Annotated in this window: 10 protein-coding genes, 3 rRNA genes and 1 pseudogene; 12 read left to right on the top strand and 2 right to left on the bottom strand. The window is 67.2% G+C overall.

Going from position 1 to position 16,857, the window contains the following annotated elements:
* Positions 1-45 precede the first annotated feature (45 nt).
* The 7 genes and pseudogenes from argJ to ACFMQL_RS00040 all read left to right on the top strand — a co-directional run bounded on the left by argJ (position 46) and on the right by ACFMQL_RS00040 (position 6,909).
* Positions 46-1,196 (top strand): annotated as a pseudogene (argJ, locus tag ACFMQL_RS00070) (bifunctional glutamate N-acetyltransferase/amino-acid acetyltransferase ArgJ).
* Positions 1,193-2,068 carry an acetylglutamate kinase gene (gene argB / locus ACFMQL_RS00065; RefSeq protein ID WP_364070297.1) on the top strand — a complete coding sequence of 292 codons (876 nt, stop codon included), beginning with the start codon at positions 1,193-1,195 and terminating at the stop codon, positions 2,066-2,068. Before argJ ends, argB begins: the two are co-directional and overlap by 4 nt.
* Positions 2,065-3,231, top strand: coding sequence for an acetylornithine transaminase (locus tag ACFMQL_RS00060; protein ID WP_364070294.1), 1,167 nt, complete (start codon positions 2,065-2,067; stop codon positions 3,229-3,231). The genes argB and ACFMQL_RS00060 overlap by 4 nt, the downstream gene beginning before the upstream one ends.
* Positions 3,228-4,148 carry an ornithine carbamoyltransferase gene (argF, locus tag ACFMQL_RS00055; protein WP_378784030.1) on the top strand — a complete coding sequence of 307 codons (921 nt, stop codon included), beginning with the start codon at positions 3,228-3,230 and terminating at the stop codon, positions 4,146-4,148. Before ACFMQL_RS00060 ends, argF begins: the two co-directional genes overlap by 4 nt.
* Positions 4,145-4,648 carry an arginine repressor gene (locus ACFMQL_RS00050; RefSeq protein WP_364070290.1) on the top strand — a complete coding sequence of 168 codons (504 nt, stop codon included), beginning with the start codon at positions 4,145-4,147 and terminating at the stop codon, positions 4,646-4,648. Before argF ends, ACFMQL_RS00050 begins: the two co-directional genes overlap by 4 nt.
* Before the next feature lie 159 nt (positions 4,649-4,807).
* Entirely contained in the window at positions 4,808-6,238 is a 1,431-nt protein-coding gene (argH, locus tag ACFMQL_RS00045; protein WP_364070288.1) for an argininosuccinate lyase, read from the top strand.
* Positions 6,220-6,909 (top strand): DNA-3-methyladenine glycosylase, encoded by a 690-nt coding sequence (locus ACFMQL_RS00040; RefSeq protein WP_364070286.1) that lies wholly within the window; start codon positions 6,220-6,222, stop codon positions 6,907-6,909. Before argH ends, ACFMQL_RS00040 begins: the two co-directional genes overlap by 19 nt.
* Here the strand turns inward: ACFMQL_RS00040 and ACFMQL_RS00035 are convergent.
* Positions 6,849-7,250, bottom strand: a complete 402-nt coding sequence (locus ACFMQL_RS00035) for a PH domain-containing protein (protein WP_364070283.1) — start codon at positions 7,248-7,250, stop codon at positions 6,849-6,851. The two genes, ACFMQL_RS00040 and ACFMQL_RS00035, sit on opposite strands and share 61 nt — an antisense overlap.
* 86 nt (positions 7,251-7,336) lie before the next feature.
* Here ACFMQL_RS00035 and tyrS point away from each other — a divergent pair, with 86 nt between their 5' ends.
* Positions 7,337-8,605 (top strand): tyrosine--tRNA ligase, encoded by a 1,269-nt coding sequence (gene tyrS / locus ACFMQL_RS00030; RefSeq protein WP_364070281.1) that lies wholly within the window; start codon positions 7,337-7,339, stop codon positions 8,603-8,605.
* Between the two features lie 98 nt (positions 8,606-8,703).
* On the opposite strand, the gene ACFMQL_RS00025 is transcribed toward tyrS, so the two are convergent.
* Entirely contained in the window at positions 8,704-10,224 is a 1,521-nt protein-coding gene (locus tag ACFMQL_RS00025; RefSeq protein ID WP_364070279.1) for a glycosyltransferase family 39 protein, read from the bottom strand.
* Positions 10,225-10,330: 106 nt separating this feature from the next.
* Here ACFMQL_RS00025 and ACFMQL_RS00020 point away from each other — a divergent pair, with 106 nt between their 5' ends.
* The 4 genes from ACFMQL_RS00020 to rrf all read left to right on the top strand — a co-directional run bounded on the left by ACFMQL_RS00020 (position 10,331) and on the right by rrf (position 16,849).
* Positions 10,331-10,930: an HAD family hydrolase gene (locus ACFMQL_RS00020; protein ID WP_378784027.1), complete on the top strand. Its 600-nt coding sequence runs from the start codon at positions 10,331-10,333 to the stop codon at positions 10,928-10,930.
* Positions 10,931-11,719: 789 nt separating this feature from the next.
* Positions 11,720-13,244: ribosomal RNA gene (locus ACFMQL_RS00015) — 16S ribosomal RNA — on the top strand.
* Positions 13,245-13,559: 315 nt separating this feature from the next.
* Positions 13,560-16,668 (top strand): 23S ribosomal RNA (locus tag ACFMQL_RS00010).
* Between the two features lie 64 nt (positions 16,669-16,732).
* Positions 16,733-16,849: ribosomal RNA gene (gene rrf, locus ACFMQL_RS00005) — 5S ribosomal RNA — on the top strand.
* Together the 16S, 23S and 5S rRNA genes form the textbook arrangement of a ribosomal RNA operon.
* Positions 16,850-16,857: the final 8 nt, after the last annotated feature.

Genomic DNA, 16,857 nt, shown 5'->3' with positions numbered 1-16,857 from the left:
CAAGCACGGGTGCCCGGCATCCATGCCGGCGGCGAAGGAGGCGGCATGAGCGTCACCGCTCCACTGGGGTTCAGGGCGGCCGGTGTCGCCGCGGGCATCAAGCCCGGCGGCGCCCGTGACCTGGCACTCGTCGTCAACGACGGGCCGAGCCGCGCCGCCGCGGGCGTCTTCACCGCCAACCGCGTGAAGGCCGCCCCGGTGCTGTGGTCGCAGCAGGTCCTGTCCGGCGGCCGGCTGCGCGCCGTCGTGCTCAACTCCGGCGGCGCCAACGCCTGCACAGGGCCCGAGGGCTTCCAGGACGCCCACGCCACCGCCGAGAAGGTGGCCGAGGTGCTCGAAGACTCCGCCGGCGAGGTCGCCGTCTGCTCCACCGGCCTCATCGGCGAGCGGCTGCCGATGGACGCGCTGCTGTCCGGCGTCGAGACCGCGGCAGGACAGCTCTCCCGCGACGGTGGCCTGGCCGCCGCCGACGCCATCCGCACCACCGACACCGTCTCCAAGATCTCCTTCAAGCGCGGCACCGGCTACATGGTCGGCGGCATGGCCAAGGAGCCGGCATGCTCGCCCCCGCCCTGGCCACCATGCTCTGCGTCATCACCACCGACGCCGAGGTCAGCGCAGAAGAGCTCGACACCGTGCTGCGCGCGGCCACGTCCAAGACCTTCGACCGGCTCGACACCGACGGCTGCATGTCGACCAACGACACCGTGCTGCTGCTCGCCAGCGGCGCCGCCGGCGTGCGGCCCGACCTCGCCGAGTTCGAGGAGCGGGTCACCGAGGTCTGCGCCGACCTGGCCAGGCAGCTCCTCGTCGACGCCGAGGGCGCGACCAAGGCCATCGCCATCGAGGTGGTCGGCGCCGCCTCCGAGGACGACGCGGTCAAGGTGGGCCGCGCGGTCGCCCGTTCCAACCTGCTCAAGTGCGCCATCCACGGCGAGGACCCCAACTGGGGCCGCGTGCTCGCCGCCGTCGGCACCACCGACGCCGAGTTCGAGCCCGACCGGCTCAACGTCGCCATCAACGGCATCTGGATCTGCCGGGGCGGCGCCGTCGGCGACGACCGCTCCAAGGTCGACATGCGCCCCCGCGACGTCACCATCACCATCGACCTGTCGGCGGGCCCGCACACCGCGACCGTGCACACCACCGACCTGACCGCCGACTACGTCCACGAGAACTCGGCGTACTCCTCATGAGGCTGACCACCGCACAGAGCAAGGCCCAGGCGCTGATCGAGGCGCTGCCCTGGCTCACCCGCTTCCACGGCGCCGTCGTCGTCGTCAAGTACGGCGGCAACGCCATGACCGACGAGTCGCTCAAGCACCGCTTCGCCGAGGACGTCGTCTTCCTCCACCACGCCGGCCTGCGCCCGGTCGTGGTGCACGGCGGCGGACCGCAGATCAGCAGCGCGCTCGACCGGCTCGGCATCGAGTCCACCTTCACCGCCGGGCTCCGGGTCACCACGCCCGAGGCCATGCAGGTCGTCAGGATGGTGCTCACCGGCCAGGTCAACCCCGAGATCGTCGGCCTGATCAACCACCACGGCCCGTTCGCCGTCGGCATGTCGGGCGAGGACGCCCACCTGTTCACCGCCGTGCGCAAGCACGCGATCGTGGACGGCGAGCCCGTCGACATCGGCCAGGTCGGCGAGATCATCAAGGTCGAGCCGGGCGCCGTGCGCGCACTGCTCGACGACGGCCGCATCCCCGTCGTCTCCAGCGTGGCCAGGGGTGACGACGGACAGATCTACAACGTCAATGCCGACACCGCGGCCGCCGCGCTGGCCGTGGCGCTCAAGGCGCAGAAGCTGATCGTGCTGACCGACGTCGAGGGCCTGTACGCGAACTGGCCCGACGACACCGACGTCATCGACCAGCTCACCGCCGACGAGCTGGCGGCGATGATGCCCACATTGTCCAGCGGTATGGTGCCCAAGATGGAGGCGTGCCTGACGGCCGTGCAAGGCGGGGTCCCGCAGGCCCACGTGCTCGACGGCCGGGTGCCCCACTCGCTGCTGCTGGAGATCTTCACCAATGAAGGAATCGGAACGATGGTGATCCCGTCATGAACCTGCACGAGCGCTTCGGCAACGCCTTCATGCCCAACTACGGCGTCCCGCCGATCGCGCTGGCCCGCGGCGAGGGCACCCGCGTCTGGGACGTCGACGGCAGGCGATACCTCGACTTCATCGCCGGGATCGCCACCAGCTCGCTCGGCCACGCGCACCCCGCGCTGGTCGAGGCGGTCTCCCGGCAGGTCGCCACGATCGCGCACACGTCCAACCTGTTCCTGCACGAGCCCGAGGTGCTGCTGGCCGAGAAGCTGCTCGACCTGCTCAACGCGCCCGGCCGCGTCTTCTTCGCCAACTCCGGCACCGAGGCCAACGAGGCCGCCTACAAGCTGGCGCTCAAGTACGGCCGCCGCGAGGGCCGCTCCTACTTCGTGGCCGCCGAGAACGGCTTCCACGGCCGCACCATCGGCGCCCTGTCGCTGACCGGCAAGCGGTCCATCCGCGACCAGTTCGGGCCGTTCCCGGTGGACGTGCGGTTCGTCCCGTACGGCGACGCCGCCGCGCTCAAGGAGGCCGTCACCGGCGACTGCATCGCCGTCTTCCTCGAGCCCACCCAGGGCGAGGCCGGCGTGGTGCCGCCGCCCGAGGGCTACTTCGAGGCCGCCCGCGAGATCTGCGACTCCACCGGCGCGCTGCTGGTGGCCGACGAGATCCAGTCGGCCATCGGCCGCACCGGCCACTGGTTCGCCCACCAGGCGGAAGGCGTCACCCCCGACATCCTCACGCTCGCCAAGGGCCTCGGCGGCGGGCTGCCGATCGGCGCCTGCATCGGCTTCGGCGACGTCGGCAGGCTGTTCGAGAAGGGCGACCACGGCTCGACGTTCGGCGGCAACCCGGTCTCGTGCGCCGCCGCGCTGGCCGTGCTCGACAACCTCGACCTCGACCACGTCAAGTCCGTCGCCGCCCGGCTGCGCACCGGCCTTGAGTCCGTCGCGCACCCGCTGCTCAAGGGCGTGCGCGGCCGCGGCCTGTGGCTGGCCGCCGTGCTCGCCGAGCCGCGCTCCGCCCAGGTGCAGCAGGCCGCCGCCGACGCCGGCTTCCTGGTCAACGCCCTGCAGCCGGACGCCGTGCGCATCGCGCCGCCCCTCGTGGTGACCGCCGACGAGGTCGACGCGTTCGTGGCCGCGTTCCCCGCGATCCTCGCGGAGGCGGCCAAGTGACCAGGCACTTCCTGCGCGACGACGACCTCAGCCCCGCCGAGCAGGCCGAGGTGCTCGACCTCGCCGCCGCCATGAAGAAGGACCGCTTCGGCTACCGCCCCTTCGAGGGCCCGCAGACCGTCGCCGTGCTCTTCGACAAGCCGTCGGCGCGCACCCGCGTCTCCTTCCACACCGGCATCGGCGAGCTGGGCGGCCTGCCGCTGGTCGTCGACAACGTCTCGGTGCTCATGGGCCGCGGCGAGCCCACCGCCGACATCGCCCGCGTGCTCGAACGCCAGGTGGCCGCCATCGTCTGGCGCACCACCGGCCAGGAGCTCATCGAGGAGATGGCCGCCCACTCCCGGGTGCCCGTGGTCAACGCGCTCACCGACGACTTCCACCCCTGCCAGATCCTCGCCGACCTGCAGACCGTCAGGGAGCGGCTGGGCCGCACCGCCGGCGTCACGTTCACCTACCTCGGCGACGGCGCCAACAACATGGCCCACTCCTACCTGCTGGGCGGCGCCACGGCCGGCATGCACGTCCGCATCGCCGCGCCCGCCGGCTACCAGCCCGACGGGGTCATCCTCGACAAGGCCGCCGCCATCGCCGCCCAGACCGGCGGCTCGGTCGTCGCGCTGTCCGACCCCGAGGCCGCGGTCCAGGGCGCCCACGTCGTCGCCACCGACACGTGGGTGTCGATGGGGCAGGACGGCAAGGAGCAGCGCGTCGCCGCGCTCTCGCCGTACCAGGTGAACGCCGAGCTGCTCGAACACGCGGCGCCCGACGCGATCGTGCTGCACTGCCTGCCCGCCTACCGCGGGTACGAGATCACCGAAGACGTCCTCGAAGGCCCGCGCAGCGTCGTGTGGGACCAGGCGGAGAACCGCCTGCACGCCCAGAAGGCGCTGCTCCACTGGCTGGTGTCCCAGCGATGATCCCGATGACCAAGGCGGCCCGGCAGGCCAAGATCACCGAGCTGCTGCAGCGCAAGGCCGTACGCTCCCAGCCCGAGCTGGCCAAGCTGCTGGCCGAGAGCGGTGTCGAGGTCACCCAGGCCACGCTCTCGCGCGACCTCGACGAGCTCGGCGCGCTCAAGCTGCGCGCCGACGACGGCTCGCTCGTCTACGCGCTGCCCGGCGAGGGCGGCGGCCGCATCCCGCTCACCCGCACCGGCACCGGCGAGACCCCGGCCGCCCGGCTGCGCCGCATCGCCGAAGAGCTGCTGGTCGAGGCCGAGGCGTCGGCCAACCTGGTCATCGTGCGCACGCCGCCGGGGGCGGCGCAGTTCCTCGCCTCCGCCATCGACCACGCCGACTGGGAGTCCATCCTCGGCACGGTGGCGGGCGACGACACCATCCTCGTCATCAGCCGCGACCCCACCGGCGGGCAGGCCGTCGCCGACGCCCTGCTCAAGATCGCCGACCGGCGCGCCTAGACCGCGCCGTACCTGCTCAGGCCCGCTCCCCGGCTAAGATCACGGCTGCCCGGGACACCACGAGGGGCCGACGTGCACTAATGTCGCGCAGGAGCTAGGGGGAGCGCGAGGCACGATGCCGGCGAGCACCGACGCGGGCGCGGCCAGCCCAAAACGTATATGGAGGACATAACGGTGAGTGAAGGCAAGCCGATGCGGCTGTGGGGCGGACGCTTCGAGAGCGGCCCGTCCGACGCGCTGGCCCGGCTGTCGGTGAGCGTCCACTTCGACTGGCGGCTGGTGCCGTACGACCTGGCGGCGTCCAGGGCGCACGCCCGCGTGCTGCACCGGGCGAACCTGCTGACCGACGAGGAGCTCGAGCGCATGATCGGCGCGCTCGACGACCTCGAGCAGGCGTGCAAGTCCGGCGAGTTCCGCCCGACGGTCGCCGACGAGGACGTGCACACCGCGCTCGAGCGCGGCCTGCTCGAACGGCTCGGCTCGCTCGGCGGCAAGCTGCGCGCCGGCCGCTCGCGCAACGACCAGATCGCCACCGACCTGCGGCTCTACCTCCGCGACCACGCCCGCACGATCGTCTCCCGCCTGGTCGAGCTGGAGACCGCGCTCATGGCGCAGGCCGAGCAGCACGCCGATACCGCCGCGCCCGGCATGACGCACCTGCAGCACGCGCAGCCGGTCTCGTTCGGCCACCAGCTGCTCGCCCACGTGCAGGCGTTCGCCCGCGACGTCGACCGGCTCACCGACTGGGACAAGCGCGCCGCGATCTCCCCGCTCGGCTCCGGCGCCCTGGCCGGCTCGTCGCTGCCGCTCGACCCGCAGGCCGTGGCCGACGAGCTGGGCTTCGCCGCCGCCGCGCCCAACTCGATGGACGCCGTCGCCGACCGCGACTTCGCCGCCGAGTTCCTGTTCGACGCGGCCATGATCGGCGTGCATCTGTCGCGGCTCGGCGAGGAGATCGTCCTGTGGGCCTCGCAGGAGTTCCGCTGGATCGAGATGGACGACGCCTACTCCACCGGCTCGTCGATCATGCCGCAGAAGAAGAACCCCGACGTGGCCGAGCTGGCCCGCGGCAAGTCGGGCCGCCTCATCGGCAACCTGATGTCGCTGCTCACCACGCTTAAGGGCCTGCCGCTGACCTACAACCGCGACCTGCAGGAGGACAAGGAGCCGGTCTTCGACGCCGTCGACACCCTGCTGCTGGTGCTGCCCGCGATGGCCGGCCTGGTCGCCACCATGCGCGTCAACACCGCCCGCCTGGAGGCCTCCGCCCCCGACGGCTACGCCCTGGCCACCGACCTCGCCGAGCTGCTGGTGCGGCGCGGTGTGCCGTTCCGCGAGGCGCACGAGGCGGTCGGCCACCTCGTCGTCTGGTGCCAGGTCAACGACAAGGACCTCGGCGAGCTGACCGACGACGAGCTGGCCAAGGTCTCGCCGCACCTGACGCCCGACGTCCGCGACGTGCTGAGCGTGCCCGGCGCGCTCGCGGCCCGCAAGGCGTACGGCGGCACCGCGCCCGACCGCGTACGCGACCAGCTCATCGCACTCCGCGAAGTCGTCGACGCGCAGGCGGCATGGGCGGCGGGCGGCTGAGCTCCGCACCGCTGCCGCGGAGCTTCTTCGACCGGCCGTCCCACGAGGTCGCGCCCGACCTGCTCGGGCGCGTGCTCGTGCACGGTTCCGTCGCCGTACGCCTGACCGAGGTCGAGGCGTACGGCGGCCCCGGCGAGGACCCCGCGGCCCACACCTACCGCGGCAAGACCCCGCGCAACGCCGTCATGTTCGGCCCGCCGGGCCACCTGTACGTGTACTTCACCTACGGCATGCACTTCTGCGCCAACCTCGTCTGCCTGCCCGAGGGCTTCGGCTCGGCGGTGCTGCTGCGCGCGGGCGAGGTGGTGGAGGGCGTGGCCGAGGCGCGCGCCCGCCGCTCGGGCGGCCGTCCGGTCCCCGACCGCGACCTGGCGCGCGGGCCCGCCAGGCTGGCCGTCGCGCTCGGCCTGCTGCGCGAGCACAACGGCATCGACGCCGTGCTCGAAGGCTCGCCCGCCGGCCGTCCCCGGCAGTCGGCCGCCGTGCTGGAAGGCCGTCCCGCCGATCCCGCGACGATCAGGTCAGGCCCGCGCACCGGCGTGTCGACGGCCAAGGAGACGCCGTGGCGGTTCTGGATCGACGGCGATCCGACCGTCTCCCCGTACCGGGCTCACGTGCCCCGGCGCCGCAGGGCCGCGGCCACCTCCGTCGGAGAGGCACCCAGCTCATGAGCGCTGAAGATGTGCAGGTAGTCGCCGGTGTCGATCTCCAGCATCTCGCTGCGCAGCCCCCACCGCCTGCGCACGTCCACCTTGATCTCCTCGATCGACTCCCACGGCACGTGCCGCCGCCCCGCGAACCCGTGCACCACCGTGATGCCGCTCTCGTCGGCCGCCAGCCGCACCGGCACCAGCACGTCGCGCAGCCCCATCGCCCCCAGCAGAACCGTCGCGGGAACGGCGAGGATCACGCCGCGGACATCGCCGGCCGACCACCAGTAGACCCCGAGCCCGGCACACGTCAGAGCCCCTAAGATCTTGAAAACGGCCAGCTCGCGACGGACCCTCCACATGGGCACCCAGCGTATCCAAGTGGCGCGCATCCGGCCTGATCGGGCAGGCTAAAGGCACCGACATCCGACAGGAAAGCCAGATCACCGTGACCGACTTCCTTGACGACCTCGCGTGGCGAGGCCTGATCGCCCAGTCCACCGACCTCGACGCGCTGCGTGCGTCCATGGCCAAGGGACCGATCACGCTTTATTGCGGTTTCGACCCGACCGCGCCGTCCCTGCATGTCGGTCATTTCGTGCCGCTGCTGACGCTGCGCCGCTTCCAGCAGGCGGGCCACCGCCCGATCGGCCTGGTCGGCGGGGCCACCGGCCTCATCGGCGACCCCAGCGGGCGCAACACCGAGCGCTCGCTCAACGACCTCGACGTCGTGGCCGGCTGGGTCGAGCGGCTGCGCGGCCAGGTCGGGCGCTTCCTCGACTTCGACGCCCAGCCCAACGCCGCGCTCCTGGTCAGCAACCTCGACTGGACCGGCAAGCTGAGCGCCATCGAGTTCCTGCGCGACATCGGCAAGCACTTCCCGGTCAACCGCATGCTCGCCAGGGAGTCCGTCTCGGCGCGGCTGGCCGGTGAGGGCCTCAGCTACACCGAGTTCAGCTACCAGATCCTGCAGTCGTACGACTTCCTCGAGCTCTACCGCCGCTACAACTGCACGCTGCAGATCGGCGGCAGCGACCAGTGGGGCAACATCACCGCCGGCGCCGACCTCATCCGGCGCGTCGAGGGCGGCCACGTCCACGTCATGACGCTGCCGCTGATCACCAAGGCCGACGGCACCAAGTTCGGCAAGACCGCCGGCGGCGCCCTCTGGCTCGACCCGGAGATGACCTCCCCGTACGCCTTCTACCAGTACTTCCTCAACTCCGACGACCGCGACGTGATCCACTACCTGAAGGTGTTCACGTTCCGCAGCCGCGAGGAGATCGAGGAGCTGGAGAAGGCCGTCGCCGAGCGGCCCTTCGCCCGTGAGGCCCAGCGCGTGCTCGCCGCCGACCTCACCGAGCTGCTGCACGGCAAGGAGGAGCTGGACGCCGTGGTCGCCGCCTCCAAGGCGCTGTTCGGTCAGGGCGCGCTCGAAGAGCTGCCGGCCTCCACGCTCGGCGCCGCGCTGGCCGAGGTGCCCAAGGCCGACATCCCGGCGCTCGGGGTGCCGTACGTCGATCTGCTCGCGCAGAGCGGCATCGTGGAGTCCAAGTCCGCGGCCCGCCGTGTCATCAAGGAGGGCGGCGCCTACCTCAACAACCGGAAGATCACCGACGAGGCGTACGTGCCCGGCCCCGAGGACCTGCTCGCCGGGCGGTACATGGTGCTGCGGCGCGGCAAGAAGTCGATCGGCGGCGTCGAGGTCGTCGGCTGAGGTCTCCCTGAGGGCGGGCGCCGCCTGCTGAAGCGGCAGTGCCTGCCTGTCGAGGGCGGGCACTGTGCGGCAGTCGCCCGCCCTTACGCATGCCCGCGCTACCGCTGGGTGCCGGGCGCGTCCCGGCGCGTGTCCCGCCGGCCGGGAGCGGTCGCAGCCGGATCCGGCGTGCCGGCCCTGCGCCGCTGGGCGCCCTCTTGCGTGGAGGTTCGCCGGGTGACGCGCGGCGTCGCCGGCCGCTGCGGTTCCTCGGGGCGGGTGAACAGCGCGACCGTCAGCCCCGGCAGATCGCCGGAGTGCTTGGCCAGCTCCAGCTCGAACCCGGCTTCGCGTACCTGCTCGACCCGGGGGAGCCCGTCGCCCTTGAGGCCCGTCTGCTTGGTGCCGCGCCAGACCACCCACACGCGCTCGCGCCCGGCCAGCGCCGCCGCGACATCCCGCCGTTCCCGGTAGCCGAACCCGGTGGCGGCCGGCGCGTCCTCCGTGCGCAGGACGTCGACCGGCATGAGGGAGTCGGCGTAGTAGTCGAAGCCGGTACGCAGCTGGCTCTGCCCGTAGACGATGGCGTCGTCCGGCTTCGCCTTGATCACCCGCAGCGCCCACGGGATGTTCTCCATGCGGCCGTTCTCCTCGCGCACGTCCACGTGCTCGGGCAGGGCGACCAGGCAGCCCACCACCACGACCAGCACTCCGGCCACCACCTGCAAGCGCGGCAGGCAGGCGACCGCCATGCCCACGAGCAGCGCGAGCGCGGGGGCGGTCACGAAGAGGTAGCGGTCCACGTACACGGGAGTGACGAGCCAGGAGACCGCGAGCAGCAGCACGGGCGGAAACACCAGCCATCCCGCCAGGGCCGCCGCCCAGCTCCGCTCGCCCGCCGCCCGCCACAGCAGCACGGCGCCCGCCAGGGCGATCGCGAACAACGCGATGCCCAGCGGCTCCGAGCCCGCCGCCATCTTCGGGAACTTCAGCCACACCTCGGGGCCGCGCTGCGGGATCCAGCTGATGGCGTGCCGCTCACCGAACCCGATCAGCCCCAGCACCGCCGCGGGGACGCATCCGACGGCGAGCGCGGCCGCCATCTTGGGCAGCACGTCCCGCCGTATCAGGAAGATCTGGGCGGGGAGCACCAGCACCGCGAACAGGTGCGTGCAGCACACGAACGCCACCGCCGCACCGTACGCCGCCCACCTGCGCCCGCTCGGCAGCTCCAGCGCCCGGTGCAGCGTCCAGAAGGCGAGCACCACCGCCGCCGCGGCGAACGCGTACGACCTGGCGAAAGCCCCGTAGTAGGACACCGACGGCAGGATCGCGAACACCCCCGCCGCCACCACTCCGGCTCGCGTGCTGTGCACCCGCCGGCCCAGGTCCGCCAGCAGCCACGCCGCCACCCCGATGGCCAGCGCCGACGGCAGGCGGAGCCACAGCTCGGCCGTACCCGCCTTCACCCAGAAGTGCATGAACAGGTAGTAGGGCAGGAAGTGTCCGTCGATGTGGCGGGCCAGCTCGAACAGTCCGGCGAGCGACCGTTCGGCGGCGCTGATGGTGGCCAGCTCGTCGCCGTTCAGGGTGCTCGCGCCGGTGCCCGAGAACGCGGCGATCGCGCCGAGCAACCCCATCCACCAAGGAGCGAACGCGCGCCGGCGCGTGGCCGGACGTGCTGGAGCGACACGGGTGGCGACAGAGTTCACCCGAGGCAGGATACGTGCGGTTATGGTCGGGGACATGGCAAACGTGATCGTTTTCGACCTCTATGGGGTGATCGCCCTCAACCAGGCGGATGAGGCGCGGCAGCGGATCGTCGAGCTGGCCGGGGCCGAGGCAGAGCCGTTCTGGGAGGCGTACTGGGCCTGCCGCCCGGCGTACGACGCCGGCCAGGACAGCACCGCCTACTGGAACGCCGTGGCCGACCGGCTCGGGGTGCGCTTCGCCGATGTCCCCGCGCTGATCGCCGCCGACCTCGACAGCTGGTCGCGCGTCGACACCGCCATGGCCGGCCTGATCTACGAACTCGCCGACCAGGGACACCGCCTCGGCTTGCTGTCGAACATCATCGCGGACCTGGTGCCCGTCTGGGAGTCGCGCCACGGCTCCTTGCTCAGCCGCTTCGCCGCGCTGACGTTCTCGTGCCGGGAGGGGGTGGCGAAGCCGGATCGGCGTGCGTACGAGATCTGCGCGGAGCGGATGGGCGTGGCGCCGGGGGAGGTGCTGTTCATCGACGATCGCGAGGAGAACGTGGTGGCGGCGCGGGAGGCGGGCATGACGGCCGAGGTCTTCCGGTCGGTCGAGCAGGTGCGCGAACTTGCCAAGACCGTCGCCCTGTGACGGCGGGGGCATGCCGCTCCGCAGGGATCTGGCACGCCGCACCTGCCTCACTCTGCTTCTTGGCCTCGGGCTTGACCTGGGGTGCTCTAGCCGATGGCTTGGGCTGATGCGTGACCCGGAACGCTCACGGCTGTTTCTTACCGCGTAGGTCGCCCTTGTCGCGATAGACCGGCGGTTGTCGCGTTGGGTCGGGCATGGCCGTGTCGGGGTGGAGGCAGCGGCGTTGGGGTGGGCGTCACCGCGTTGGGGCGGGTTTCGTCGCGTAGGGCGGGGCGATTTGACGAGTCGTGGATCGGCACCTAATCTTTCACTTCGCCCCGGGAGTGAGCCGGACGCCGGACAGGCGGACGGGCCCCAGGGCAAACCCCTTGAAGTAACGAGCCACTCGGCGAGGCTGCTTCGGCGTGTTCTCGCACGGGTTGTCCTGGGGTGTGTCGACATCACCGAAAATGCGGTTGATTCGACATGACCACAGTGACACGGTACGTTGCGGGGGTTGCCTCAGATCGGGGCAGACAATCTTGGAAGTCCGATTCGCTTCTCGTCAAGTCGCGAGAGTTGACACGAGGCGAGGCGAACTGGTAAGATTGCGGTGAACGAGATAGCGCCTCACGGCGCGAGGCCCACCGAAAGTGGGTCTCAGCCGGGTGTACGCGTCCGTTTCTTGAGAACTCAACAGTGTGTTAAAAGCCAGTGCATGATGCATTACCCCGTCATGTTTCCATGACGTGGATTCCTTTTAGTTGGCATCAATGTTGTTGATGTCGGCTGGGATTGTTTTCCAGACATTGTTTGGAGAGTTTGATCCTGGCTCAGGACGAACGCTGGCGGCGTGCTTAACACATGCAAGTCGAGCGGAAAGGCCCCTTCGGGGGTACTCGAGCGGCGAACGGGTGAGTAACACGTGAGCAACCTGCCCCTGACTCTGGGATAAGCCTGGGAAACTGGGTCTAATACCGGATACGACCTCCGGCCGCATGGTCTGGTGGTGGAAAGTTTTTTTCGGTTGGGGATGGGCTCGCGGCCTATCAGCTTGTTGGTGGGGTAGTGGCCTACCAAGGCGACGACGGGTAGCCGGCCTGAGAGGGCGACCGGCCACACTGGGACTGAGACACGGCCCAGACTCCTACGGGAGGCAGCAGTGGGGAATATTGCGCAATGGGCGGAAGCCTGACGCAGCGACGCCGCGTGGGGGATGACGGCCTTCGGGTTGTAAACCTCTTTCAGCAGGGACGAAGTTGACGTGTACCTGCAGAAGAAGCGCCGGCTGAACTACGTGCCAGCAGCCGCGGTAATACGTAGGGCGCAAGCGTTGTCCGGAATTATTGGGCGTAAAGAGCTCGTAGGTGGCTGGTCGCGTCTGCCGTGAAAGCCCGCAGCTTAACTGCGGGTCTGCGGTGGATACGGGCCGGCTAGAGGTAGGTAGGGGCAAGTGGAATTCCTGGTGTAGCGGTGAAATGCGCAGATATCAGGAGGAACACCGGTGGCGAAGGCGGCTTGCTGGGCCTTACCTGACGCTGAGGAGCGAAAGCGTGGGGAGCGAACAGGATTAGATACCCTGGTAGTCCACGCTGTAAACGTTGGGCGCTAGGTGTGGGGGTCTTCCACGATCTCCGTGCCGGAGCTAACGCATTAAGCGCCCCGCCTGGGGAGTACGGCCGCAAGGCTAAAACTCAAAGGAATTGACGGGGGCCCGCACAAGCGGCGGAGCATGTTGCTTAATTCGACGCAACGCGAAGAACCTTACCAAGGTTTGACATCACCCGGACCGGTCTAGAGATAGATCTTCCCTTTTGGGCTGGGTGACAGGTGGTGCATGGCTGTCGTCAGCTCGTGTCGTGAGATGTTGGGTTAAGTCCCGCAACGAGCGCAACCCTTGCTCCATGTTGCCAGCAACCTCTTCGGAGGGTTGGGGACTCATGGGGGACTGCCGGGGTCAACTCGGAGGAAGGTGGGGATGACGTCAAGTCATCATGCCCCTTATGTCTTGGGCTGCAAACATGCTACAATGGCCGGTACAGAGGGCTGCGATACCGTGAGGTGGAGCGAATCCCTAAAAGCCGGTCTCAGTTCGGATTGGGGTCTGCAACTCGACCCCATGAAGTCGGAGTCGCTAGTAATCGCAGATCAGCAATGCTGCGGTGAATACGTTCCCGGGCCTTGTACACACCGCCCGTCACGTCACGAAAGTCGGCAACACCCGAAGCCCGTGGCCCAACCCTTGTGGGGGGAGCGGTCGAAGGTGGGGCTGGCGATTGGGACGAAGTCGTAACAAGGTAGCCGTACCGGAAGGTGCGGCTGGATCACCTCCTTTCTAAGGAGCATCTTCACTCTTCACCGGCGAGTGTCTGGTGGGGTGGTGACAGCTCACTAGTGGAGCACTGGTTATTCGGTGCAGCGCGGTCGCTGCCTGGTTAGTACCGTCTGGTCTTCTCCTTCGTGGGGATGGCTGGGAGTGGGAAGGGCAGGTTCAGGGGTCGTGGGGTATCGGGCACACTGTTGGGTCCTGAGGAAACGGGCGACCGGTTCCTTGGAGACAGGGCCATTGAAGAGTCCGGTGATTATCGGGCTTGGATGTGGATCGCTGTTTGTTGTTTGAGATTTGCATAGTGGACGCGAGCATCTTTGTGGCCAAGTTTTTTAGGGCACACGGTGGATGCCTTGGCATCAGGAGCCGATGAAGGACGTGGGAGGCTGCGATAAGCCTCGGGGAGTCGCCAACCAGACGTTGATCCGGGGATGTCCGAATGGGGAAACCTAGCACCAGTCATGTGGTGTTGCCTCCGCCTGAATGTATAGGGCGGTTGGTGGTAACGCGGGGAAGTGAAACATCTCAGTACCCGTAGGAAGAGAAAACAATAGTGATTCCGTGAGTAGTGGTGAGCGAAAGCGGATGAGGCTAAACCGGGCGTGTGTGATAGCCGGCAGGCGTTGCATGTTCGGGGTTGTGGGACCTTCCGGTGGCTTCTGCCGGAGCCACGAGCAGTGATAAATCCGTCTGATAGTCGAAGCCTCTGGGAAGGGGCGCCGTAGACCGTGAGAGCCGGGTAGGCGAAATTGGATGGACTGTTGGAGGGGATCCCAAGTAGCACGGGGCTCGAGGAATCCTGTGTGAATCTGCCAGGACCACCTGGTAAGCCTAAATACTCCCTGGTGACCGATAGTGCACGAGTACCGTGAGGGAAAGGTGAAAAGTGCCCCGGTGAGGGGTTGTGAAAGAGTACCTGAAACCGTGTGCCTACAAGCCGTAGGAGCTTAGCTGGGCTTGCTCAGCTGTGATGTGACTGCGTGCCTTTTGAAGAATGAGCCTGCGAGTTATGGTGTGTGGCGAGGTTAACCCGTGTGGGGGAGCCGTAGCGAAAGCGAGTCTGAAGAGGGCGTTTGAGTCGCATGCTGTAGACCCGAAGCGGGGTGATCTACGCATGGGCAGGTTGAAGCTCAGGTAAGACTGGGTGGAGGACCGAACCCACCAGGGTTGAAAACCTGGGGGATGATCTGTGTGTAGGGGTGAAAGGCCAATCAAACTCCGTGATAGCTGGTTCTCCCCGAAATGCATTTAGGTGCAGCGTTGCGTGTTTCTTGCCGGAGGTAGAGCACTGGATGGCCGATGGGCCCGACAAGGTTACTGACGTCAGCCAAACTCCGAATGCCGGTAAGTGAGAGCGTGGCAGTGAGACTGCGGGCGATAAGGTTCGTAGTCGAGAGGGAAACAGCCCAGATCACCGACTAAGGCCCCTAAGCGTGTGCTAAGTGGGAAAGGATGTGGAGTCGCAGAGACAACCAGGAGGTTGGCTTAGAAGCAGCCATCCTTGAAAGAGTGCGTAATAGCTCACTGGTCAAGTGATTCTGCGCCGACAATGTAGCGGGGCTCAAGCACACCGCCGAAGTCGTGGCACTGACAGGATCTTCGGGTTCTGTTGGTGGGTAGGGGAGCGTCGTGCAGCCGGTGAAGCAGCAGAGTGATCTAGTTGTGGAGGCTGTGCGAGTGAGAATGCAGGCATGAGTAGCGAATCGAGGGTGAGAAACCCTCGCGCCGGATGACCAAGGGTTCCTGGGCCAGGTTAATCCGCCCAGGGTAAGTCGGGACCTAAGGCGAGGCCGACAGGCGTAGTCGATGGACAACGGGTTGATATTCCCGTACCCGCTTCAACGCGCCCATACTGAACCCCTTGATACTAAGAGTCCTTAAGTCCCTCGGTCCTTCGGGATTGGGGTGAGGCTGAACGCTCGGCCTGATTGGGTAGTAGGTAAACGATGGGGTGACGCAGGAAGGTAGTCCAGCCCAGGCGATGGTTGTCCTGGGGTAAGCATGTAGGGCGGAACGTAGGCAAATCCGCGTTCCTTTTGCCTGAGATGTGATGCCGAGCCGATTGTGGTGAAGTGGATGATCCTATGCTGCCGAGAAAAGCCTCTAGTGAGTGTTGTGGCGGCCCGTACCCTAAACCGACTCAGGTGGTCAGGTAGAGAATACTAAGGCGATCGGGTGAACTGTGGTTAAGGAACTCGGCAAATTGCCCCCGTAACTTCGGGAGAAGGGGGACCTCTGCTGGTGATGGCACTTGCTGCTGGAGCTGGTGGGGGTCGCAGTGGCCAGGGGGAAGCGACTGTTTACTAAAAACACAGGTCCGTGCGAAGTCGTAAGACGATGTATACGGACTGACGCCTGCCCGGTGCCGGAACGTTAAGGGGACCGCTTAGCTGACGTAAGTTGGCGAAGGTGAGAACTTAAGCGCCGGTAAACGGCGGTGGTAACTATAACCATCCTAAGGTAGCGAAATTCCTTGTCGGGTAAGTTCCGACCTGCACGAATGGCGTAACGACTTCCCCGCTGTCTCAACCGCAGACCCGGCGAAATTGCACTACGAGTAAAGATGCTCGTTACGCGCAGCAGGACGGAAAGACCCCGGGACCTTCACTACAGCTTGACATTGGCGTTTGGAGCGTCTTGTGTAGGATAGGTGGGAGACTGGGAAGCTCGGACGCTAGTTCGGGTGGAGTCGTTGGTGAAATACCACTCTGGTCGTTTTGAACGTCTAACTCTGGTCCGTGATCCGGATCGGGGACAGTGTCTGGTGGGTAGTTTAACTGGGGCGGTTGCCTCCTAAAGGGTAACGGAGGCGCCCAAAGGTTCCCTCAGCCTGGTTGGCAATCAGGTGTTGAGTGTAAGTGCACAAGGGAGCTTGACTGTGAGACTGACGGGTCGAGCAGGAGCGAAAGCTGGGACTAGTGATCCGGCATCGGCGTGTGGAAGCGGTGTCGCTCAACGGCTAAAAGGTACCCCGGGGATAACAGGCTGATCTTCCCCAAGAGTCCATATCGACGGGATGGTTTGGCACCTCGATGTCGGCTCGTCGCATCCTGGGGCTGGAGTAGGTCCCAAGGGTTGGGCTGTTCGCCCATTAAAGCGGTACGCGAGCTGGGTTTAGAACGTCGCGAGACAGTTCGGTCCCTATCCGCTGCGCGCGTAGGAGACTTGAAAGGGGCTGTCCCTAGTACGAGAGGACCGGGACGGACGAACCTCTGGTGTGCCAGTTGTACCGCCAGGTGCACGGCTGGTTGGCTACGTTCGGAAGGGATAACCGCTGAAGGCATCTAAGCGGGAAGCTCGCCTTGAGATGAGGTCTCCCACCCACGTTGTGGGGTAAGGCTCCCGGGTGATGACCGGGTTGATAGGCCGGAGGTGGAAGCGCGGTAACGTGTGGAGCTGACCGGTACTAATAGGCCGAGGACTTGACCACAAAGCTTTTGCTCGCGTTCACTAGGCAATTCTGAGACAGCAAATGGTGTGCTGTTTCGTGGGGTTACGGCGGTTATGGCGGGAAGGAAACACCCGGTTACATTCCGAACCCGGAAGTTAAGCTTCTCAGCGCCGATGGTACTGCACTCGGGAGGGTGTGGGAGAGTAGGTCACCGCCTGGACAATCCTT

The organism is Nonomuraea fastidiosa (genome assembly GCF_042751225.1).
Taxonomy (GTDB): domain Bacteria; phylum Actinomycetota; class Actinomycetes; order Streptosporangiales; family Streptosporangiaceae; genus Nonomuraea; species Nonomuraea fastidiosa.
This window is presented reverse-complemented; position numbering and strand designations above follow the sequence as displayed.

What these genes read in the sequence shown, in the direction of transcription:
- argB (WP_364070297.1), top strand. Translation starts at nt 1,193, where the DNA reads ATGAGGCTGACCACCGCACAGAGCAAGGCCCAGGCGCTGATCGAGGCG.
- ACFMQL_RS00020 (WP_378784027.1), top strand. Translation starts at nt 10,331, where the DNA reads ATGGCAAACGTGATCGTTTTCGACCTCTATGGGGTGATCGCCCTCAAC.
- ACFMQL_RS00050 (WP_364070290.1), top strand. Translation starts at nt 4,145, where the DNA reads ATGATCCCGATGACCAAGGCGGCCCGGCAGGCCAAGATCACCGAGCTG.
- ACFMQL_RS00025 (WP_364070279.1), bottom strand. Translation starts at nt 10,224, where the DNA reads ATGGGGTTGCTCGGCGCGATCGCCGCGTTCTCGGGCACCGGCGCGAGC.
- ACFMQL_RS00035 (WP_364070283.1), bottom strand. Translation starts at nt 7,250, where the DNA reads ATGTGGAGGGTCCGTCGCGAGCTGGCCGTTTTCAAGATCTTAGGGGCT.
- argH (WP_364070288.1), top strand. Translation starts at nt 4,808, where the DNA reads ATGGAGGACATAACGGTGAGTGAAGGCAAGCCGATGCGGCTGTGGGGC.
- ACFMQL_RS00060 (WP_364070294.1), top strand. Translation starts at nt 2,065, where the DNA reads ATGAACCTGCACGAGCGCTTCGGCAACGCCTTCATGCCCAACTACGGC.
- ACFMQL_RS00040 (WP_364070286.1), top strand. Translation starts at nt 6,220, where the DNA reads ATGGGCGGCGGGCGGCTGAGCTCCGCACCGCTGCCGCGGAGCTTCTTC.